Annotated in this window: 23 protein-coding genes; 4 read left to right on the top strand and 19 right to left on the bottom strand. The window is 38.7% G+C overall.

The genetic code is table 11. The features are described from left to right. Window positions 1–20: 20 nt before the first annotated feature. Window positions 21–2,108, top strand: coding sequence for a GH92 family glycosyl hydrolase (locus tag HMPREF1117_RS03455; protein ID WP_000802620.1), 2,088 nt, complete (start codon window positions 21–23; stop codon window positions 2,106–2,108). Between the two features lie 278 nt (window positions 2,109–2,386). Here HMPREF1117_RS03455 and HMPREF1117_RS03450 read toward each other — a convergent pair whose 3' ends face one another. The 9 genes from HMPREF1117_RS03450 to HMPREF1117_RS03405 form a co-directional block, all read right to left on the bottom strand. Next, window positions 2,387–3,286, bottom strand: coding sequence for an SPFH domain-containing protein (locus HMPREF1117_RS03450; RefSeq protein WP_025171564.1), 900 nt, complete (start codon window positions 3,284–3,286; stop codon window positions 2,387–2,389). A 308-nt stretch (window positions 3,287–3,594) separates the two neighbouring features. Then, window positions 3,595–4,746: an iron-containing alcohol dehydrogenase gene (locus HMPREF1117_RS03445; protein WP_000190387.1), complete on the bottom strand. Its 1,152-nt coding sequence runs from the start codon at window positions 4,744–4,746 to the stop codon at window positions 3,595–3,597. Between the two features lie 283 nt (window positions 4,747–5,029). Continuing rightward, window positions 5,030–6,535 (bottom strand): zinc ABC transporter substrate-binding lipoprotein AdcA, encoded by a 1,506-nt coding sequence (gene adcA / locus HMPREF1117_RS03440; RefSeq protein WP_000724094.1) that lies wholly within the window; start codon window positions 6,533–6,535, stop codon window positions 5,030–5,032. 9 nt (window positions 6,536–6,544) lie between these two features. Beyond that, window positions 6,545–7,351: a metal ABC transporter permease gene (locus HMPREF1117_RS03435; protein WP_000950038.1), complete on the bottom strand. Its 807-nt coding sequence runs from the start codon at window positions 7,349–7,351 to the stop codon at window positions 6,545–6,547. Beyond that, a complete protein-coding gene (locus HMPREF1117_RS03430) occupies window positions 7,344–8,048 on the bottom strand; it encodes a metal ABC transporter ATP-binding protein (RefSeq protein ID WP_001269496.1) in 705 nt (234 codons plus the stop codon). Before HMPREF1117_RS03430 ends, HMPREF1117_RS03435 begins: the two co-directional genes overlap by 8 nt. Then, window positions 8,048–8,488, bottom strand: a complete 441-nt coding sequence (gene adcR, locus HMPREF1117_RS03425) for a zinc-dependent transcriptional regulator AdcR (RefSeq protein ID WP_001249316.1) — start codon at window positions 8,486–8,488, stop codon at window positions 8,048–8,050. Before adcR ends, HMPREF1117_RS03430 begins: the two co-directional genes overlap by 1 nt. A gap of 415 nt (window positions 8,489–8,903) precedes the next feature. Beyond that, a complete protein-coding gene (gene hpf / locus HMPREF1117_RS03415; protein ID WP_000599098.1) occupies window positions 8,904–9,452 on the bottom strand; it encodes a ribosome hibernation-promoting factor, HPF/YfiA family in 549 nt (182 codons plus the stop codon). A 78-nt stretch (window positions 9,453–9,530) separates the two neighbouring features. Beyond that, entirely contained in the window at window positions 9,531–10,193 is a 663-nt protein-coding gene (locus tag HMPREF1117_RS03410) for a ComF family protein (protein WP_001277677.1), read from the bottom strand. After that, on the bottom strand, window positions 10,190–11,488 hold the full coding sequence (locus HMPREF1117_RS03405; RefSeq protein ID WP_000867703.1) for a DEAD/DEAH box helicase: 1,299 nt from the start codon (window positions 11,486–11,488) through the stop codon (window positions 10,190–10,192). The genes HMPREF1117_RS03410 and HMPREF1117_RS03405 overlap by 4 nt, the downstream gene beginning before the upstream one ends. Window positions 11,489–11,544: 56 nt before the next feature. On the opposite strand from HMPREF1117_RS03405, the gene HMPREF1117_RS03400 reads away from it, so the two are divergent. The 3 genes from HMPREF1117_RS03400 (at window position 11,545) to cysK (ending at window position 13,662) form a co-directional block, all read left to right on the top strand. After that, window positions 11,545–12,180, top strand: coding sequence for a YigZ family protein (locus tag HMPREF1117_RS03400; RefSeq protein WP_000395767.1), 636 nt, complete (start codon window positions 11,545–11,547; stop codon window positions 12,178–12,180). A gap of 15 nt (window positions 12,181–12,195) precedes the next feature. Beyond that, window positions 12,196–12,639 carry a PH domain-containing protein gene (locus HMPREF1117_RS03395; RefSeq protein WP_000863910.1) on the top strand — a complete coding sequence of 148 codons (444 nt, stop codon included), beginning with the start codon at window positions 12,196–12,198 and terminating at the stop codon, window positions 12,637–12,639. A 96-nt stretch (window positions 12,640–12,735) separates the two neighbouring features. After that, window positions 12,736–13,662, top strand: a complete 927-nt coding sequence (cysK, locus tag HMPREF1117_RS03390; RefSeq protein WP_000029887.1) for a cysteine synthase A — start codon at window positions 12,736–12,738, stop codon at window positions 13,660–13,662. A gap of 122 nt (window positions 13,663–13,784) precedes the next feature. Here cysK and tsf read toward each other — a convergent pair whose 3' ends face one another. The 10 genes from tsf to rodZ all read right to left on the bottom strand — a co-directional run bounded on the left by tsf (window position 13,785) and on the right by rodZ (window position 22,411). Next, complete coding sequence (gene tsf / locus HMPREF1117_RS03385; protein WP_000808074.1) at window positions 13,785–14,825, bottom strand: translation elongation factor Ts; 1,041 nt, start codon at window positions 14,823–14,825, stop codon at window positions 13,785–13,787. 77 nt (window positions 14,826–14,902) lie between these two features. Beyond that, window positions 14,903–15,682, bottom strand: coding sequence for a 30S ribosomal protein S2 (rpsB, locus tag HMPREF1117_RS03380; RefSeq protein WP_007556349.1), 780 nt, complete (start codon window positions 15,680–15,682; stop codon window positions 14,903–14,905). Window positions 15,683–15,905: 223 nt separating this feature from the next. Next, a complete protein-coding gene (gene pcsB, locus HMPREF1117_RS03375) occupies window positions 15,906–17,132 on the bottom strand; it encodes a peptidoglycan hydrolase PcsB (RefSeq protein ID WP_000745153.1) in 1,227 nt (408 codons plus the stop codon). Between the two features lie 93 nt (window positions 17,133–17,225). After that, window positions 17,226–17,720, bottom strand: coding sequence for a rod shape-determining protein MreD (gene mreD, locus HMPREF1117_RS03370; protein ID WP_001249464.1), 495 nt, complete (start codon window positions 17,718–17,720; stop codon window positions 17,226–17,228). Next, window positions 17,720–18,538, bottom strand: coding sequence for a rod shape-determining protein MreC (mreC, locus tag HMPREF1117_RS03365; protein WP_001078975.1), 819 nt, complete (start codon window positions 18,536–18,538; stop codon window positions 17,720–17,722). Before mreC ends, mreD begins: the two co-directional genes overlap by 1 nt. A 60-nt stretch (window positions 18,539–18,598) precedes the next feature. After that, window positions 18,599–19,393: an energy-coupling factor transporter transmembrane component T family protein gene (locus tag HMPREF1117_RS03360; protein ID WP_000377906.1), complete on the bottom strand. Its 795-nt coding sequence runs from the start codon at window positions 19,391–19,393 to the stop codon at window positions 18,599–18,601. Continuing rightward, the gene (locus HMPREF1117_RS03355) at window positions 19,386–20,225 is read right to left on the bottom strand and encodes an energy-coupling factor transporter ATPase (RefSeq protein ID WP_000510427.1); all 840 of its coding nucleotides are present in this window, start codon (window positions 20,223–20,225) and stop codon (window positions 19,386–19,388) included. The genes HMPREF1117_RS03360 and HMPREF1117_RS03355 overlap by 8 nt, the downstream gene beginning before the upstream one ends. Beyond that, window positions 20,210–21,037: an energy-coupling factor ABC transporter ATP-binding protein gene (locus tag HMPREF1117_RS03350; protein ID WP_000835723.1), complete on the bottom strand. Its 828-nt coding sequence runs from the start codon at window positions 21,035–21,037 to the stop codon at window positions 20,210–20,212. Before HMPREF1117_RS03350 ends, HMPREF1117_RS03355 begins: the two co-directional genes overlap by 16 nt. Continuing rightward, entirely contained in the window at window positions 21,034–21,579 is a 546-nt protein-coding gene (gene pgsA, locus HMPREF1117_RS03345; protein WP_000712140.1) for a CDP-diacylglycerol--glycerol-3-phosphate 3-phosphatidyltransferase, read from the bottom strand. The genes HMPREF1117_RS03350 and pgsA overlap by 4 nt, the downstream gene beginning before the upstream one ends. Window positions 21,580–21,589: 10 nt before the next feature. Beyond that, window positions 21,590–22,411, bottom strand: a complete 822-nt coding sequence (rodZ, locus tag HMPREF1117_RS03340; protein ID WP_001227949.1) for a cytoskeleton protein RodZ — start codon at window positions 22,409–22,411, stop codon at window positions 21,590–21,592. Window positions 22,412–22,416 lie beyond the last annotated feature (5 nt).

Below are 22,416 nucleotides of genomic sequence, written 5' to 3'. Positions count from 1 at the left end.
AAAAAAACTAAGGAAATAATATGAAACCAATACTTGAAACCATCGATACCCGATTTGGCACTGCTAGTAAGCACGCCTTTTCTCAGGGAAATACCCTGCCATACACAGGCGTGCCTTTTGGGATGAATTACTTTGTACCCCAGACTAGTGATCAGAGGGGATCTTGGTTTTTCGATCCGCATCTGCCCATCTTTCAGGGGATTCGGTTAACCCACCAGCCTAGCCCTTGGATTGGGGACTACTCTTGGCTCCTTCTGACACCTGTCACAGGCCGGCTAGGTGGAGACAGCCTTTTCCATCGTCAGTCCTCTTATGACCTAGATAGTGCTTGCTTTCAGCCTCATTATTTGAAGTTCTTTTCTCTGCGCTATCAGATTGAGACTCAGCTAACACCGACTTGCTATGGTGCTTCTATTCGTTTGAAACAAAAGCAAGGTAAATCCCTCTCCCTCTATCTTCACGCAGCAGATGAACTAATCGTGGAGAAAGTAGATGAGCGAACTCTTGCCCTGCGACAAGAAGGAAAAACTGAAACCAACAAAAATCCACTGATACTGTTCACTTCCCTGCAGATGAATACGGATATTCTTTCTGTCAGACAAGAAGAGGGAGACTGGCGAATCGACCTAGCAGATAGTCAAATCGAGATTCAGCTAGCCACTTCTTTCATCTCTCCTGCTCAAGCACTGCTTAATCTACCTCAAGAAGATTTTGATAACTGTAAAGCAAATGCCCAAGCGGACTGGGAAAATCTCCTCCATCGTTTTGACGTTATAGAGACAGGAAGGGCTGACCGAACCTTCTTTGATCACTGCCTTTACAGACTCTTCCTCTTCCCACAGACTTTTTATGAGATTGATGAATCAGGGCACGCCATCCACAAGGATCTGGCTACTGGAACTGTCAAGCCTGGTGTCCTCTTCAGCAACAATGGTTTCTGGGATACCTTCCGCACCACCTTCCCCCTCTTTGCCCTTATCATACCGGAACACTACCACCGTTTTTTAGAAGGTTTTCTCAATAGCTACCACGATACTGGTTTCCTTCCAAAATGGCTGGCTCCAGATGAGCGTGGCATGATGCCTGGCACTCTTATAGATGGCATTATAGCAGATAGCGCCTGCAAGGACATGACCCCCGACTTGGAAGAAGAACTCCTCCAAGCCATGCTTGAAACAGCTAGCAAGTCCGACCCTCTCGGCATCAATGGTCGTCACGGACTAGAGCAATACCACGATCTGGGCTACCTTTCTACAGACCACCACGAAAGCGTCAGCCACACCCTAGACTATACCTATAGTGACTTTTGTATCGCAAGCTGTGCCGAAAAACTAGGGCAAATAGAGATTGCTGAGACTTATAAGACTACTTCACACAATTACCGACATCTATTTGATACTGAAACAGGCTATATGCGTGCGCGTGATAACCAAGGAAACTTCCGTCCTGACTTCTCTCCTTATAGTTGGGGGCGCGACTATGCCGAATGCTCTGCCATCCAAGCAACTTTAGGCGTCCTCCACGACATCCCAGACTTAATCCAGATTATGGGTGGAAAAGAAGCCTTTAGTCGCTACCTTTTGAAAGCCTGTCAGGAGGCTCCCCTCTTTGAGACAACAGGCTATGGCTACGAGATTCACGAAATGAGCGAAATGGCTACTGCTCCTTTTGGGCAACTCGCCATTTCTAACCAACCAAGCTTCCACATTCCTTATCTATTCCGTTACAGCAACTACCCTGACTACACTGCCCTTCTCATCAAGACTCTCCGTCAGAAGGCCTTTCACCCAAGTTGGGAAGCCTATCCTGGCGATGAAGACAATGGCAGTCTCTCAGCCTGGTATATCTGGTCAGCTCTCGGATTTTATCCGACCTGTCCAGGAAAACCAAGCTATGATCTCGGAATCCCTCTCTTTGACCACCTCCGAGTCTATCTTGCCAAAGAAGATAAATGGTTGGATATCTATACTGAGCAAAACCACAGTCATTTCAACTTTGTCAAAGACTGTCAACTCGACAATACCGAGGTGACTAGCATCCAACACCAAGGCCTCTTAAAAGCTGAACAACTAACCTTCACCCTTAGCTGGTTACCAAGTCATCGCTAAATAACAAAAAGAAATCTGCAATCCCCAATGTTATCCACAAGTTGTGAATAACTATCTCAAACTGTTCTTAACTCTTTAGTTATAGGAATTAAAACTACTTTATAAACCTCGAAAGCTACTAAAGCGATTAGATAAATAAGAATTTTAACGGGAATAATCAGAAGTTATCCACATTTATCCACAGCCTGTTAATAACTTTTGTGAATTTCACTTTTTACAATTGGATATTCACTTTCACGATCGCAGAAAAAAGAGCCTAAAGCAGGCTCTTTTTTATATCATTTTTTATCAGCTTTTAGAGCTGACAAAATTTGTGTACGGATATCATCTACACCATTTGGCGTATTTGGTAAAAAGATAGTTTGATTGCCTTTTGCAGCAAAAGTGTTCAAAGTATCTAAATACTGGTTGGTCAAGAGGATGGACATGATTTGTTCTTCTGTCATACCAACATTAGCTTCTTTGAGTTCTGTGATAGACTCTGCTAGTCCATCCACAATCGCCTTACGTTGTTGGGCAATCCCCACACCATGAAGGCGGTCTTTTTCTGCTTCTGCTTCTGCAGCAGTAACAATTTTAATCTTGTCAGCTTCAGCCAACTCTTGCGCAGCAACCCGCTTACGTTGGGCCGCATTGATCTCATTCATAGACTGCTTGACTTCTGCATCTGGTTCGACCTTGGTAATCAAGGTTTTCACGATAATGTAGCCGTAAGTTGTCATTTCATCAGCCACTTGATGTTGCACTTCAAGGGCAATTTCATCTTTTTTCTCAAACAACTCATCCAAGGTCAATTTAGGAACAGAAGAACGAAGAGCATCTTCGATATAAGACTTGATCTGAGATTCTGGACGTGTCAATTTATAGTAAGCATCTGTCACGCTCTGCTCATTGACACGGTATTGAGTCGCCACATTTAGCATAACGAAAACATTATCCTTGGTCTTGGTTTCAACTACAATATCACTCTGCAATAAACGCAGTTGGATGCGAGCTGCAATCGAATCAATTCCAAAAGGCATTCTCAGATGAATCCCACTATTAGCTGTCTTTTGGTATTTCCCAAAACGCTCAATAATCACGACCGACTGCTGACGGACCACATAAACTGTACTCAGCATGACTAGCCCCAAGAGGAGCACACAAACCACCACAAAAATTAGGAAAAAAACTGTCATCATTGTGACCTCCATCGTTATATTTTCCTGTATTATAGCACATTTAAAGAAGGAGAGGCAGTTTTTACTGCGATTTTTCCTGAAATATTAACTATTGAAGAAAATAGTAGTCATAGTTTTTAGTTTATAGATTTAAACTCCATCTTCCTATTCAATTTCATTATAAAACACCCCAAAAATTTGACTTCTCTGCCCAACTTCTGGGGTATAGTTCAACATTTGTATAAATTTAGTTTTTCTTTTAAACTAAATTTATAAAGTACTCTATCATATAGGTATATAGTCCTTATTTGGAGTCTATTTTCTAGCTAAAACAACTCTTTATAAAAGGCAATCGTTTCTTCTAAAGTTGGCATAAATGGATTACCCGGTGCACAAGCATCAATCAAGGCATTCTTAGAAAGGTATTCAAAGTCGAAATCTTTTTCTTCGATACCTAGTTCAGTTAGTTTCTTAGGAATACCTACTGTTTCAGAAAGCTTCTCAATCTCAGCAATTGCATAATCGGCACACTCTCCATCTGATTTACCTTCTACATGAAGTCCCAAGGCTTTAGCAACATTACGGAAAGCTTCTGGTACACGTTTAGCATTTTCACGTTCCACAACTGGAAGAAGCATGGCACAGCATACACCATGAGGCAAATTATATACTGCACCGAGTTGGTGAGCCATTGAGTGAACATAGCCAAGACCAGCATTATTAAAGCTCATACCACCAAGGAAGATGGCATTGACCATACCTTCACGCGCTTCAATGTCGTGTCCATTTGCTACGGCACGAGGAAGGTATTCCTTGATAAGCTCAATGGCTCCAATAGATAGTTTCTTGGTTACATCATATGCTCCTGGTGTTACCAAGGCTTCTACAGCATGAGTCAGAGCATCCATACCTGTCGCAGCAGTTAGATCTTTAGGTTTTGATAGCATCAATTCAGGGTCATTGACAGAGACTAGAGCAAGACTGTTTTTATCAACCATTACCATTTTGACCTTGCGTTCTTCATCTGTAATCACGTAGTTAATCGTAATCTCTGCAGAAGTTCCTGCCGTTGTATTGATAGCCACAACTGGCAAACCTTTTTTAGCAGACTTATGGAGACCTTCATAATCCTGTGGTTTCCCACCATTTGTGGCGATAACCGAAATACAGCTAGCCGCATCCTGTGGCGAACCACCCCCTACACTAATGATGAAATCACAAGTATTTTCTTGCAAGGCACATACACCATCTGTAACATTTTTACAAGTCGGATTTGGCTCCACATCACTAAAAATCACATACTCAATTCCTTCAGCATCTAGTGGTTTTAAAATCTTAGGCAAAATGTCACTTCCTTCGATGAACTTATCTGTCACCAAAAGTGCTTTTTTGTAACCAAGTTCCTTGATATAAGGACCTACTTCATTTACAACACCTTTACCAATAAGATTGACTGCTGGAACATAAAATGTAGCCATACGTATTTCCTCCTGCGCTCTGCGCTATTTATTTACCATCATTATATTACTTTTTGTATCCGTTTTCAATTGTTTGTGAAATATTTATCAAACGTTTTTAAAAGGAGAAAAAATGAGTTATTATTTGTGAGATTCTTTTTCAATATGATACTGTGGTTCTTGAAACAAAATTGCATCTACCCAAGATAACAGCTATAGGTTATCCCCCGACACCTGAAACAGACTACGCATCAGCCACTATTTCAAAAAACCGACTAGCTCCTATGAACTAGTCGGTTTCTCATCAATGCGCCAACATTTCTTGGGCGATTTCTTGTCCAGATAGATTATCTGGGTAGTAGGTTGGCCAGTTATCCATTTCTTCAAAGAGGGATTCTTGGCTTGTACCTCCAAAGAAGATATGGAAATGTTCTGCCTTCACTGGGGCGATATTGTGGTCACTAAACTGAACATATTTGAACTGTCCAGCGTCTGCATCTGTGGCTTCAAAGAGGAAGCGCACGCCACGATTACCTTTCTTGTAAGTTAAGATTTTCTTACCAACATACTTGTAGGTGAATTTCTTACTTTGTCCACCTTGAACAAATTCTATAGTATTATCAGTAATGTTAATCTTAGTCACATCTGTCTGATAGCCTTTTGTATAGTAGGCCTTGTACTCAGCCTGAGTCATCTTACCAGTCAACTTAGCCTTGTAATCAAAGACCTGATCAAACGTACCATCTTCAAGGAAAGGATAAACTGATTGCCAGTTACCTGCATAGTCACTCAAGGTGCGGTCCTTGACAGCTGCATCTTCAAAGTAACCATTTTGGACTGTCTTGGTATCCTCTGCCTTTTCAGGCTCGATTGCTGGGCCTTCTTGGTCCGTTGTTTGTTTAAGAGCCTTGAGATTTTTCTCCATCACGGAAATATAGTTTTCGCCAGCCTTGGTGTCCTCTTCTGTCAGACTTTCTAAAGGATTGAGGACATCTGTTTTGACACCTGCTTCTTTTGAAAGTGTGTTAGCAAGGGCTTGTGAGGCATTTTCTTCAAAGTAGATATAAGCAATTTTATTTTTCTTGACGTACTCTGTCAATTCTGCCAAACGTACAGCTGATGGTTCTGCATCTGGAGAGAGGCCTGAGATTGCAACTTGTTTGAGTCCATAGTCCAAGGCGAGGTAGTTAAAGGCTGCATGTTGAGTCACAAAGCTCTTTTGTTTAGCTTGAGATAAACCTTCTGCATAAGCCTTATCCAAGGCTTGTAATTTTTCGATATAGGCAGCAGCATTCTTCTCAAAGGTCTCTTTTTTATCCGGATAATCTGCTGATAAGCTGTTACGGATGTGCTCTACTAGTTTAATGGCACGAACTGGTGATAACCAAACATGGGGATCGTACTCATGGTGATGGCCTTCTTCTCCATGGTCATGGTCTCCCTCTTCTTCCTCACCACCTGGCAAGAGCAACATATCACCTGTCGCCTTGATGGTTTTCACCTTTTTCTTATCCAAGGTATCTAGTAATTTAGGGACCCATGTTTCCATATTTTCATTTTCATAAACGAAGGTATCTGCGTCTTGGATTTTGGCAACTGCCTTGGCAGACGGTTCATATTCATGGGGTTCTGTGCCAGCACCGATGAGGAGTTCTACATTAGCAGTATCCCCTGCGACTTGCTTGGTAAATTCATAGACAGGGTAAAAGGTTGTCACGATATTTAGTTTGCTATCTGCCTGCTTTTGATTGGAACAAGCCACTAAAAACAAGGCACATAAACTGGCTAGCAATAAGCTAATTTTTTTCATGTTCATTTCCTATTTGATAAAACGTCTTACTAAACTGATGAGTAAAAAGACAGTTACAAAAATAATGGTAATACTTGCACTTGCAGGTGTTTCTGCATAGTAGGAAATGTAAAGTCCTGCTACCATTCCCAAAAAACCAATAGCACTAGCAAGCAGCATAACCGATTTAAAGTTTTTCCCCAGGCGCAGGGCAATACTAGCTGGCAAGACCATAATTGTCGATACTAGAAGTGCTCCCGCAGCAGGAATCATAAGGGCAATAGCCACACCTGTTACCATGTTAAAAAGAATGGACATGGTACGAACAGGCAAGCCATCCACAAAGGCCGTATCTTCATCAAAGGTCAGGATATACATTGGACGAAGAAAGAGAAAAGTCAAGATCAAAACAACCGCAGCAATGACAAAGAGGGAAATAACCTGCTCTTCACTAATCGTCACGATGGAACCAAAGAGATATTGGTCCAAACTCATCGAACTGGAGCTTTTACCCTTACTCATGACAATCAGAGAAACAGCTAGTCCTGTCGACATGAGGATAGCTGTCCCGATTTCCATAAAGCTCTTGTAAACCGTACGGAGATACTCAAGAAAGACCGCAGCAATCAAGACAATAGCAATCGTAGAAACAGTCGGAGAAATCCCCAGAACCAGACCAAAGGCTACACCTGACAGCGAGACGTGGCTGAGGGTATCACTCATCAGACTCTGACGACGCAAAATAAGGAAGGTTCCCAATACTGGCGAGAAAAGACTCATAGCAATAACGGCCAGAAAGGCACGCTGCATAAAGTCATAAGATAATAAACTAAGCATGGCCTACCTCCTGATCATTCTCATGAACGTTGAAACAGCGCCATGGCGAATCTTGGTTACGAACTAGATGAATATTGCGGTCCGCATAGTCCTTAACTTCTTCAGGATCATGGGTAATCATCAAAACAGCCTTGCCGTGATGATGGGCGCTATGGTGCATGAGTTCGTAAAATTCATTTTTACTGCCTGCATCCATCCCCGTTGTCGGCTCATCTAGGATAAACACATCTGGATCCGAAGCAAACATACGCGCAATCACCGCTCGCTGCTTTTGTCCCCCAGATAGAGACCCCAAGCGTTTATCTCGATGTTCCCACATACCAACTGAGTCCAGACTAGCCTTGATATGCTCCTCATCATGAGCATTCAAACGACGGAACCATCCCTTTCTCGGATAACGACCAGATTTGACAAATTCATACACCGTACTAGGAAAACCTGCATTAAAACTGGCAATTTGCTGAGGCAGGTAGGCAATTCGCAATTTTTTACCCTGCGTATTTGTCTTTGAAATAGTCACCTTTCCAATGCGTGGCTGAAGGATTCCAAGACTGGCCTTGATTAGTGTCGTCTTAGCCGCCCCATTCTCCCCCGTCAAGGTAACAAATTCCCCACTATCAACACTGTAGTTGATATGTTCCAAAACCGGCTCCTTATCATAATAGAAGGATAAATCCTCTACCGTAATATATCTCATTATTTGATTTCTCCTACTAAAGCAGTCAAAAACCGCTGAATCACTTTTTGTTCATTTGGAGTAAACTGAGTCGCCACATGTTCATAGGTTAAAAGTGTATGCTCATGGTGATGATGGTGCTCTTCTGCGATTGGACGAGCCAAATCTGTCAACTGATAAAAAATCACACGCGCATCCTTAGGATCCTTGGACGTCTCAAGCATCCCTTCCTTAACCAGTGATTTAATAGCTTTGGTTACAGCCGCCTGGCTAACATTCAAGCGTCGTGCCAATTCTGAATTTGTTAAAGATTCCTCCGACAAGAGCATGAGGATATGCTCCTGAGTATTGGTTAAAGCAACCTCACTTGTACAATGGCCTACCAAGATTTCATGCTGATTTTCAGCCTGCAAAATCACCTCATTCAAAAAGCTGTCAATATCCTTAGCTAGCTGTCTCATGTCTTACTCCTTTCCTAGTGTTTGCTCTATCTCTAATAGAAAAACAAGAGGCGTTAATTATTTACCGGTTAATTATATCACAAACCAAAGAGGAATAAAAGACCTTGAGATGACTATTTTGGATGAGCTACCAATTAAACTCACAGGTATGCCCCCACTAAACTTGACTATCCGTTTCTTACCTGCAGACCTAAAAAAGCTTTATCCTAAAAGATTGTCAATCAAAAAAACTAGCAACCATACCTCAAGAAAGGAACCTTACCAACTTTATTCTCTAAAACATTACCACAAAACAAGATAAGTTTGCCAGTAAACTTCTATATTGACATCATAGTACTCTGAACAACAAAAAAGAGAGGACTATAGTTGTCCTCTCCCATTTTGGCTTTCAAGTTCTAATATTTTATATAAAATCTTAAGATTCTTTAACTTCTAGTAAACCAATTTCGCCATCCTCACGACGATAAATAACATTCGTTGTATGGTCTTCAACATCTACAAAGATAAAGAAATCATGACCCAATAAATCCATTTGTAGAATTGCTTCTTCCAAATCCATTGGTTTTAAGTCAATTTGTTTTGAACGAACAACTCTAGACTGAACAACATTTGAATCTTCAACCAAAGCATCTGTAAATAATTGACTTGTTGCAACCTTATTTTTATTTTTACGTTCGATTTTAGTTTTATTTTTACGAATTTGACGGTCAATCTTATCTGTTACAAGATCAATTGATCCATACATATCTTGAGAGACATCTTCTGCACGAAGAGTAATAGATCCAAGTGGAATTGTTACTTCTACTTTAGCAGTTTTTTCACGATACACTTTCAAATTAATCCGAGCATCAAGCTCTTGTTCTGCTTGAAAGTACTTTTCGATCTTTTCGAGTTTAGAAACTACATAATCACGAATTGCTTCTGTTACTTCTAGGTTTTCACCACGGATACTATATTTAATCATATGAGTACCTTCTTTCTAAACATTTTTGTTTTTATATGTTTATTATAACGCTTTCATCTTAATTTTGCAATTTTTTCCTCATCTTGCAAGTGAAAATGTTTTTACATCTTCAGTGCCTGCTGCTTCCAACATTCTCTTAATACGATTGGCAGTTGAACCTGTAGTATAAATATCATCGATAAGTAATATTTTTTTAGGAATACTAACATCATTTTTGATAAAAAAAGGAAGTTTCGTAGCCAAGCGTTCTAAACGATTTTTTGAAGAACTAGCCTTTTCTTCTCTTTTACCTAATATATCCTTGTATGAATATCCTGCTGCTTCCACCAAGCCAATAACCTGATTAAAGCCTCTTTTATAATATCTTTCAGAACTTAATGGAATGACTACAAACTGATAATCCTTATACTTTCTGAATTCCTCAGATAAATATGATGCAAAAACTTTTCTTAGGAGATAGTCTCCATTAAACTTATATCGACTAAAAAAATCTTTCATAGCTTGATTATAGATAAAAATAGCATGATGATCGGCTCGTATCCCTTCTTTACACCAATATTGACAATCTTGACACTTGGTTGACACACCTGTTTTCATACAGTTTGGGCAATGCTCTTCACTAATTTTCTCGAATCCAGATAAACAATCTACGCAAACATTATTTTCTTTATTCTTTAAAAGTAATAAACTTCTAAAGGTTAAATCCTTCTTTATACTCTGTCCACATAACAAGCAGCTCACAAATCTGCCTCCTTATTCATCTGTCTAATCTCCTTAATAGCCTTCTTAATGGAAACATTCAAACCGTCATGAAAGAAAACCAATTCTCCTGTTGGTCTGTCCATACTCCGACCGACACGTCCTCCAATCTGTATTAAACTAGACTTGGTAAAGAGACGATGATTCGCTTCTACTACAAAAACATCTACACGAGGAAAAGTCACTCCACGCTCTAGAATAGTTGTACTGATGAGTATAGTCAGTCCCCCATCTCTAAATGCTTGTACCTGCTCTAATCGATCTTCCGTAACTGAGGACACAAAACCAATTTTTTCATGAGGAAACTCCTTCTGCAAGACTTCTTTTAATTTCTCACCTTTCTCAATTTCTGATGCAAAAAGTAGCAATGGAAAACCAGTACTTCTCTGCTTATCAATATAGGACTTTAACTTTGGCGACAAACACCCCTTATCTAAATATCTTTCAAAATCAGATAGCCAGACAGGTTTTGGAATAATCAACGGATTTCCATGAAATCGTCTTGGCAAGCTTAACCTCTTTAACTCTCCTAAACGGACTTTCCTATCTAACTCATCGGTAGAAGTCGCTGTTAAAAAGATTCTCATGCCATTCTCCTTTACACTATTCTTTACAGCATAGTAAAGAATTGGATTGTCAACATAAGGAAAAGCATCTACCTCATCTACTATCAGTAAATCAAAAGCTTGATAAAACTTTAATAATTGATGTGTCGTTGCAACAACTAATGGTGTTCTAAAATACGGCTCTGATTCTCCATGTAGGAGGGCTATCTCACAAGAAAAATCATTCTGTAATCTCTTATATAACTCTAAACAAACATCTATTCTCGGACTGGCCAAACATACCGCACCACCAGCATTAATGACTTTAGCCACAACTTGATAAATCATTTCCGTCTTTCCAGCTCCCGTCACCGCATGAACCAAGGTTTCCTCCTTATTATCTACTGCTTGGAGCAATCCTTTTGATACCATATCTTGAAAAGGCGTTAACTGACCTCGCCATTTTAGAACATCTTGTTCAGGAAAATCTTCCTGAGGAAAATAGTATAGATCTTGATCACTCCTTACACGCTTCATCAGCAAACATTCCCTACAATAGTAAGCCCCAATGGGCAAATACCAGTCTTCCAAAATAAGACTATTACAACGTTGACAGACAAGCCTTCCTTTATCTTTTTTCATACTCAAAATTTTTTCAGCAGACTGACGCTCTTCTTCAGTTAATTCTTCCTCAGTAAATAAGCGACCGAGATAATTTGGATTTACTTTCATACTTCTTTATTCGTAAAAACCTAGCACTTTAGATGTTTTTTTAGTACAATATCATTATGGAATTTAGAACTATTAAAGAATATGGACAAGTCCAAGAAGAAATCAAAAAATCACGCTTTATCTGTCATGTCAAACGTGTCTATAGTGAAGAGGAGGCTCGCGACTTCATCACTGCTATCAAGAAAGAACACTACAAAGCTACTCATAACTGCTCTGCTTTTATTATTGGTGAACGTAGTGAAATCAAACGTACTAGTGACGATGGAGAGCCTAGTGGTACTGCTGGTGTACCTATGCTAGGGGTGCTTGAAAATCATAATCTAACCAACCTTTGTGTGGTTGTGACACGATACTTTGGAGGCATTAAATTAGGAGCTGGAGGACTCATCCGTGCATACGCTGGTAGTGTTGCCTTGGCCGTCAAAGAAATTGGCATCATCGAAATCAAAGAGCAGGCTGGCATAGCTATTCAAATGTCCTACGCTCAATACCAAGAATATAGTAATTTCCTTAAAGAACATAATCTCATAGAACTAGAAACAAACTTTACAGACCAAATCGATACTATGATTTATGTTGATAAGGAACAAAAAGAAAATATCAAAGCCACACTCGTAGAATTTTTTAATGGGAAAGTTACTTTAACTGATAAAGGTTTACGAGAAGTTGAAGTTCCTGTAAACTTAGTGTAAATAAAGGATAGAAATATGGCATTTGGAAAATTCATTCAAGGACTCGCTGGTAACTTTAGCGAGCAAAATAAAGAAACTCTTACCAAAGAATATGGACAATATCTACTAGATAATGAAGAAATTCAAAGTGGATATAAACTTATCCGTGATTCTATTATATTTACAAATATCCGTATCATCTTTACAGATAAACAAGGCGCTACTGGTCGCAAGATGTCCGTTAAATCCATCTTTTTGATGAACATTGTTAACGTTGAAATGGAAACTGCAGGAGCAGGAATAGATGATAGTGAAATTACTATTACTTATTTAGAAAACGTCTTTCTAAAAGCACATAATGAGCATTTTAATGCTCATAAATTTGAATTCCCTAAGAAAACGAATATCGTTCCACTTTACACCTATTTACTAGAATTAGCTTATCACAATCGCTTGAAAATTAATGGCTTAGACCTGTGATATAAAAAAATCCTATCACTTCGATAGGATTTCTATATTTTACAAATGCTATAGATAGCGTTATACTAGAAATATCTTATACAAAGAGGTATTCACATGTCTATTTATAACAACATTACTGAATTAATCGGTCAAACTCCGATTGTTAAACTCAACAACATTGTGCCAGAAGGTGCTGCAGATGTCTATGTAAAGCTTGAAGCATTCAACCCTGGTTCTTCTGTAAAAGATCGTATTGCTCTTAGCATGATTGAAAAAGCTGAACAAGACGGTATTCTTAAACCAGGTTCTACAATTGTTGAAGCAACAAGTGGAAATACTGGTATTGGACTTTCATGGGTAGGTGCTGCTAAAGGGTATAAAGTTGTTATTGTTATGCCTGAAACTATGAGTGTAGAACGACGTAAGATTATCCAAGCTTATGGTGCTGAACTCGTCCTAACTCCTGGTAGTGAGGGAATGAAAGGCGCTATTGCTAAAGCTCAAGAAATCGCTGCTGAACGTGATGGTTTCCTTCCTCTTCAATTTGACAATCCAGCTAATCCAGAAGTACACGAAAGAACAACAGGAGCTGAAATACTAGCTGCTTTCGGTAAAGATGGACTAGATGCCTTTGTTGCTGGAGTGGGTACCGGTGGAACGATTTCTGGTGTTTCTCATGCACTCAAAACAGCAAATTCAAGCATTCAAGTTTTTGCAGTAGAAGCAGATGAATCTGCTATTCTATCTGGTGAAAAACCTGGTCCTCACAAAATTCAAGGTATCTCAGCTGGATTTATTCCTGATACACTTGATACAAACGCTTATGATGGTATCGTTCGTGTAACATCAGACGATGCTCTAGCACTCGGCCGTGAAATTGGTGGAAAAGAAGGATTCCTTATTGGTATTTCTTCAGCTGCAGCTATCTACGGAGCCATCGAGGTTGCCAAGAAATTAGGTACAGGTAAAAAAGTTCTTGCTCTAGCACCAGATAACGGAGAACGTTATTTGTCTACAGCACTCTATGAATTTGAAGTGTAGTCTCCTAAATGCACTTAGCCCTTATTATAGGGCTTTTTATTTATATCTTGAAAAGTAGAATTCTCTCCCTAGAGAAATCTACTTCATAGAAAAAAGGAAGCAATTTGGCTTCCTTTTTATTATTAGTTATTCAAGGCTGCTGCCATTGTAGCTGCAACTTCAGCTTCGAAGTCGTTTGCAGCTTTCTCGATACCTTCACCAACTTCAAAGCGAGCGAACTCAACTACTGAAGCGTTAACTGATTCAAGGTATGCTTCAACTGTCTTGCTGTCATCCATGATGTAGACTTGTGCAAGAAGTGTGTAAGCTTGGTCAACTTTAGTGTTGTCAAGCATGAAGCGATCCATTTTACCTGGGATGATTTTGTCCCAGATTTTTTCTGGTTTGCCTTCTGCAGCCAATTCAGCTTTGATGTCAGCTTCAGCTTGTGCAATAACATCATCAGTCAATTGTGCTTTTGATCCATACTTCAAGTGTGGAAGAGCTGGTTTGTTAACCATTGCACGGCTTTCGTTGTCTTGGTCGATTACGTGGTTCAATTGTGCTAACTCATCTTTAACGAATTGCTCATCCAATTCTTTGTAAGAAAGAACTGTTGGTTTCATCGCTGCAATGTGCATTGACAATTGTTTAGCAAGTGCTTCGTCTCCACCTTCAACAACTGAAATAACACCGATACGTCCACCATTATGTTGGTAAGCTCCAAAGTGTTGTTCATCTGTTTTTTCAATCAAGGCAAAGCGACGGAATGAGATTTTTTCTCCGATAGTTGCTGTTGCAGATACGTATGCAGCTTCAAGAGTTTCACCTGAAGGCATTGTCAAAGCAAGTGCCTCTTCATTATTAGCAGGTTTTCCTTCAGCAATAACTTTAGCTGTAGTATTTACTAATTCAACGAATTGAGCGTTTTTCGCAACGAAGTCAGTTTCAGCGTTTACTTCAATAACTGCTGCAACATTACCGTTAACATAAACACCAGTCAAACCTTCTGCAGCAACACGGTCAGCTTTCTTAGCTGCCTTAGCCATACCTTTTTCACGAAGCAATTCAATCGCTTTTTCGATGTCACCGTCTGTTTCTACAAGCGCTTTTTTAGCGTCCATAACACCGGCACCAGATTTTTCACGCAACTCTTTTACAAGTTTAGCTGTAATTTCTGCCATTTTGATTCTCCTATATTTTTAAAAATAGGAGAGCCGGGCTAAGCCCCGCCCTCCTAGGTAATTACTATTTCTATGAATTAAGCGTTGTCGCCTTCTACAACTTCAACGATTTCTTCGATTGAATCTGCTTGAGCTTCTGAAGCTGCAAATTCTGCTTCTACTGCTACAGCATCTTCACCTTGACGACCTTCGATGATAGCGTCAGCCAATTTAGCTGTGATCAATTTAACAGCACGAATAGCGTCATCGTTAGCTGGGATGATTACGTCGATATCATCTGGATCTGTATTTGTATCAACCATCGCTACAACTGGGATTCCCAATTTTTTAGCTTCTTTAACAGCGATTTGCTCTTTATGTGGGTCAACTACGTACATTACGTCTGGGATACGAGGCATGTCTTCGATACCACCCAAGAATTTTTCAAGACGCGCACGTTGTTTGTTAAGAAGTGCAACTTCTTTCTTAGGAAGAACTTCAAAAGTCCCATCCTCTTCCATACGTTTGATTTCTTTCAAACGAGCGATACGTTTTTGAATAGTTCCCCAGTTTGTAAGAGTTCCACCCAACCAACGGTGGTTGATGAAGTATTGACCTGAACGTACTGCTTCTTCAGCAACTGCATCAGCTGCCTGTTTCTTAGTACCAACAAACAATACAACTGCATCGTTAGCTGCTGCATCACGCATAAAATCGTATGCTTGGTCTGCGTATTTTACAGTTTGTTGCAAGTCGATAACGTGGATTCCGTTACGCTCAGTGAAGATGTACTTAGCCATCTTAGGGTTCCAGCGACGAGTTTGGTGACCAAAGTGTACACCAGCCTCAAGAAGTTGTTTCATTGAAATTACTGCCATGAGTATTTCTCCTTTTTGTTTTTTCCTCTTCTCAATTTCAACTTGCAAAACGACCAAAGGGCAACAGTTTCACAATTCATCAAGAATGAGTATTATCGTTTACACGACAGTTCTTATTTTATCATACTTCCTCAATAATTTCAAGCGATTTTTAGTAATATCCATTAAAAATTAGATTGGTAAAAAATATAAAAGAGACTCAAACAGAGCCCCTTTGTATCTATTAATTTGGATAAATGTAACTAACATATCCTGGGTAAGATGCTGGATTGAACCAACCACGATAATTTCCGATTGATCTATTACCAGCGTAATTTGATTCTGATACTTGAATACGTGTTGATGATTCAACAGCTGTCACAACTGCTACATGACCATAACCGCCATCATTCCAACATATAATTGCACCAACTTGAGGTGTTGATCCTGTACGGAATCCTGCTGCTGCTGCACTTGTAGCCCACTGCGCGCCATTACCCCAGTAATCTCCAGCCCAAGGTGCTAAAGTTTTTGCTCCCCAAGTACATTCCCCAATTGGATAGCTTGAAGCATTAGAGCTGTATGTTGGTCGAGCCTTTGCTTGAACAGGTGCAGCTGCTGGTGTAGAAGCCGTTGGTGCTGCTGGAGTTGTAGAAGTAGCCGAAGCTGTAGATGATGAAACTGCTTGAATCTGTGCATTTAAATTAGTATTTGCTGAAGCAATAACAGATTGTTGTTGACTTGCTTGTTTTTCTTTATAAGCTGCTTCAGCTGCCGCAGCTGCACGTGCTTCTGCTTCTGCCGCTGCTTTTTGTTGTAATAAACTTGCTTTTTCTCCTTCAGCAGTTGCTTTCTCAGCAGCAAGGTTCAATTCTGCAGCTTTAAGCTCAGCTTGCTTAGTTGTCAATGCTTGAGCATCATCAGCTAATTTTTGTTGGTTTGCGATAACTGTATTAATAGCATCGTTATTTGTAACTTGTTTTTCAGAGATAGCTTTTTTATCTGCTTTTTGTTGCTCCAACATTTTATTGTTAGCAGATACAATTTCACTCATTGCAGCAACACGTGAAATAGCTTCTGTAATGGATTTCGAGTTTACAATTGTATTGATGTAGCTAGTTGCAGCTCCATTAGTTTGAGCACTACGAGCTTGTTTTTCCAAAGAATCATTACGAGATACAATGTTTTTAGACAGTTCTGTAATTTCTCCCTCAAGCTTTTTAGATTCCGCTTGTAATCTTTCGTTTTCAGACTGCAAGTTAGATTGTTCAGATTGAATAGCTGAAACTTGTTCTTGAATTTGGCTAACCTGTTTTTGAGCTTCTTGTTGTTGTGCTGTTAAAGAGTTAATTTTTTGATCTTTAGCTGCAATTTTTGCATCAGTAGTTTCTGCATGCACAGTCGTTAAAACTGCTGCTTGAGATACTAATACTGTACTTAATAAAAGTGATGCTAAGACTTGTTTCTTCATATTACGTAGATACTCCTTCTTTTAAAGACAATACTAGTATATCAAAAAAAGGCCTAATGAATATTACGCCTTTGTTACATTTTTATTTCTTTCTTATAGATAATATTTTTCAAAAATAAACTGGAAAACAAACATCCATATAAAATTTAAAATCATCGATGGTACCAAGCTATAAACTATAAAAATTGCTAAATTATCTACAGTGATTCCAACTACAAAAGCAAGAAGATAAGATCCCATATCAAATAGAAAACTCATTACAATAATAGCTAAGATTCTTGTCCAACGATTCAGCAAAATAATACTGTTCATTTTATAAATAGATACTCCTAGCAAGACAAATAAAAGAGTTGCTATCCCTATTAAGTGAAAAAAGTAAATATCATAAACTAAACCGATTGTAAAACAATAAAGTAAGTAGAAATACTCTGATACTTCAATCGTTTCAAACATTAGGAATAAGAATAGAAAATGACTACTTAAATGAACATAGGGAAAGAAAGAACCTACTACTTGACTAAGGTGAGCATCGATTAAAACAATTAAGGGAAGCAATAGTAAAATACCAACATATTTTAACTGTCTCATTAAGAATTCCCCACTAATTCTACAGCATATAAATCCTTAATATTAGCTGTTAATTTCACAGTTACTTCTCGTGTCAAATAGTCATTACTATGTGTTGTAGCAACCACATCTCCAACAGGAATATCTTTGACATTAAAGTTTCCTAAACCACCTGTTGTAACCTTATCACCTACACTAATATCAGCGTTGCTATTTAACTGACTAATTTTAAGAATTTCATTTTCCTTTTCATAACCAACAATAATTCCATAAATCACGTCAGATCCATGTTGAATTTTAACAGAAATCTTATCAGCATTTTCTGTATTTGTTAAAAGGTTAACAACTGTGGAGTTATCTTCTACTTTTGAAACACTACCAATCAAACCACCATTTGCAATGACTAGCATATTTTCAGAAACCCCTTTTAAACGACCTGCATCCAGGGTTAGTTCCTGTTGCCAAGATACCGGGGAGCGCATAATGACATCTGTTGCCAAGATTTTAGTAGCTTGCAACTTTGATTTCATATCCAACAGCTGACGTAATTGTTCATTTTCGGTCTTTAAACTTTCCGCCTCATTTGATTTTACCACTAACTGGTAAATTTGTTTTTTCAGACTCTCATTTTCATCGTAGGTCCTTGTTAAATGGCCTAAATCCGATTTTATAGAATTAAACCATTGAAAAGGTTTTTGGACAACCCTATCAACCAATGAAATTCCATCTCCTACTTTTGTAACAACTGCACTTGAGTAAGTCGTCACTAAAAGTGCCGAAACAATAAGAACACTGATAAAAACAATGATTACATATTTTGATTTTTTAAAACGGTTCATACTCCTACCTTTATATCAAAAAACTGTTACAGTGACTTTTTTCACAATCCTTGGAATTTACTAAGATTTTAAGAAGAATAAGCATAGACCAAGAGCTAGAATGACAAAAATTGTAAGTGTATCCTTTAGACTCCATTTTAATTGTCGATATTGGCTTCTACCTTTTCCTCCCTGATAACCACGCGACTCCATAGCAATCGCTAATGAATCTGCACGTTTTAAACTAGTTGCAAATAAAGGAATCAAAATAGGAATCATAGACTTCACTTTTTGAACAATATTTCCTTCACCAAAGTCAACTCCACGAGCTTTCTGGGCATTCATAATCCGCGTCGTATCATCCATCAAGGTTGGTACAAAACGCAAGCTCATTGATAACATCAAGCCAATTTCATGAACTGGAACTTTCACTTTCTTTAAAGGCGCTAACAATCCTTCAACCGCCGATGCTAAACTCAAAGGCATTGTTGTTAAAGTCAATAATGTTGAGAAGAAAATAATCAAGATAAATCGACAAAAAATAATACCAGCTTGTTGCAGAGCGTAGTCAGTGATTCTCACAAACCAAAACTCGAATATAACATTTCCACTTGAAATGAAAAAGAATTGAAAAAGGGTCGTAAAGGCAATCAAAAAGAACATAGACTTCAGTCCCTGAATAAAGAATGAGAGCGATACCCCTGACAAAGCGATAAAAATACCTGTCGCAACGAAAAGAATCAAATTGGTGATGGGGTTATTAGCCCAAAAAACAATCAAAATCAATAGCATCATACCCAATAATTTACTGCGTGGATCCAAGCGGTGAACAATCGAATCTCCAGGTATGTAACGCCCCAAAATCATACTATCCATTTAGCGACTCCTTGAATTCCTCTATCCTGATTGGTAGTCTTTTAAAAGATACACCTCTATCAGCCAATCGTTTACAAAAAGCTGTTATTTTAGGGACACCCAACTGTACTGTTTCCATAAATGCAACATCCTGAAAAACATCACTTGGCTGGCCACTTTTAACCACACATCCCTTTTCCATAATAAATACTTGATCTGCATACTCAGCTACATCATCCATCAAATGCGTTACCAAGACAATAGTCATTCCTGACAGATGCAGCTGTTTAAACAAGCTCATCAATTCTTTTCTTCCAAGAGGATCCAAGCCTGCCGTTGGTTCATCCAAAACTAAGATTTCAGGCTCCATTGCAAGTATACCTGCGATAGCAACACGTCTCATTTGACCACCTGAAAGTTCAAACGGACTACGTTCAAATAAGGATTCGTCAATTCCAACCATGCCTAATTTTTCACGCGCAATCTTCTCTGCCTCATCTTTCGAAACTCCAAAATTTTGCGGTCCAAAAGCCACATCTTTCAAAACAGTTTCTTCAAAAAGCTGGTTCTCAGCAAATTGAAATACTAATCCAACTTGTTTACGAATCTGACGAATATCTTTATTTTTAGAAGTTGCAGTAATGAGTGTATCAAAAACTTGTACACTTCCTTGACTTGGAACCAACAATCCATTCAAAAGTTGTAAAATCGTTGATTTTCCGCTTCCTGTATGTCCAATCAGAGCAGTATACGAACCATCTTCAATCGTCAAAGAAATATCAGACAAAGCTGTTGAAGCCAAGGGAGTTCCCTCCTGATACGTATAACTCACATTTTCTAGAGCAATTCCCATAGCTTTTCCTCTAGCTCACTTTCTGTCAAATAATGTTCAGGTAAATCATAGCCACACTGACTCAAAGAATTTTTTAATTGATTGGCAAAAGGACTATCCAATCCGATTTGATCTAAATCATTTCGAGAAAAAAGCTCCCTAGGACTACCAGTTGATTCAATAGTCCCTTTTTTCATGACTAATACACGGTCACTCATAGCAACTTCTTCTAAATCATGTGTAATGGAAATAACCGTCATATCGTAGTCTTTTCTAATTCCTTGTACGGTCTCAATGAGCTCTCTACGGCCTTCAGGATCCAACATACTGGTTGCTTCGTCTAGAATTAAAATAGCTGGCCTTTGGGCCACAACTCCAGCAATAGCTACACGTTGCTTTTGCCCGCCTGATAGACGTGCTGGCTCTTTCTTCTTAAAGTCCAACATGCCAACCAAATTTAGAGCTTCCTCTACTCTTTCTTTCATTTCTTGACGAGAAATTCCCTGATTTTCCAAACCAAAAGCAACATCATCCTCAACAGTTGCTCCGACAAATTGATTATCAGGATTTTGAAACACCATACCAATCTGATGTCGTAAATCCCAAATATTTTCTTCTGTTAATCGTTGGCCATTGATTAAAATTTCTCCAAACTCTGCTTCAAGTAAGCCATCAATTAATCGAACAGTTGTTGATTTTCCACTACCATTATGCCCTACAATAGAAAGCCATTCTCCACGTTTCACGTGAAACGTAATATCTTTCACATCATAGTATTCTTGACTTTCCTTATAACGAAAAGAAAGGTTTTTTACGTCAATAATCGATTTCATTTCGAACCAAATGTCCCTTTAAATATATGCGCACTACCCTTGAAATAATCATAGCCAGAATAGATAGTGAAAAACAAAGCTATATAAAGTATAACTTGGCCAATCAAGGTCCAATGTAATAATAAGAAAATGATAGCAAACATTTGACTAAAGGTCTTAATTTTACCTGGCATTGTTGCTGCAAGAACTGTTCCGCCGGTCTCAACCAGTAGCAATCTTAAACCTGTTACAGCAAGTTCACGACAAATAATTACTGCTACAAGCCAAGCTGGAGCCATCCCTAGTTCAATAAGCATAATAAAAGCTGACATAACCAATAACTTATCCGCCATTGGATCCGCAAATTTTCCAAAATTGCTAACCACATTCCATTTACGAGCTAGATAACCATCCAAATAGTCTGTGATACTAGCAATCGTAAAAATAATCGCTGCTATCATATGACTCCCCATCGATTTTCCTACAGTTAAAATAAGGATGAAAATAGGGATAAATAAGATACGACCTATTGTTAAAAGATTTGGAATTTGTTCTTTTTTCATTCGTTTTTCCTTAATTCTTAGTGAATTTGATAGTGACGGTTCCAGTCGGAGTCGTTAATTTAGATAAATCAACTGTCTGATTATCTACAGTCAAAACAACGCCTTTTACAACACCTAAAGTCACTGTCACTGGATCTTTAGTTGATACTGTTGTTTGACTACTTTTATTATCTGGCGATAAGGTCACACCGCCTGCGAGCTCGCTATCTGACACACTAATCCAGCTTCTTGCATCTGAGACTGCCAATTGTATTTTAGCAGTTTCCTGATTTGTTTTATAGGCAACTTCTACATAATTTCCTTCTCCTGAGACGCTTATAGCTGACTCCAAGATCGAAGAACTTGAACTACTGCTTGAGTTTTGAGAAGCAGAGCTTGTCGAACTTGTTTCTCGAACCACGCTATAGTTAGAAATGTAAGGGGGCTCCGGTTGATTTTGAATATAACTCCAAACATAATATGTAACAAAAATTAAAATTGATAATGCAAAAAGTATAAAATAAAACAATGGTAAAAATGATGCTCTATTTTTCTTACTTGTACGTCTACGACCTGACAACTCTTCCTCATCAACATCTACTTCATCATAAGTAATCATACTTCCAGAGTCATACGCATCCAAAACGATTCTTTCATCCAGTTCCACTGCCCAAGCATATTTACGCAAGAAGGATCGTGCATAAAAAGGACTAGGTAGCTGATCAAAATCATCTGTTTCCATGGCTTTTATCATCTCTAACTGGATTTCTGTCTTTTGTTGCAACTCATCTAAACTGAATCCCTGATTAATTCTAGCTAAACGTAAAACCTCACCAATAGTTTTTTTTCTCATACTTA

The sequence above is a fragment of the Streptococcus sp. SK643 genome, assembly GCF_000259505.1.
Taxonomy (GTDB): domain Bacteria; phylum Bacillota; class Bacilli; order Lactobacillales; family Streptococcaceae; genus Streptococcus.
Note: the sequence above shows the minus strand (reverse complement) of the source record. Positions and strands in the feature narration are given on the sequence as shown.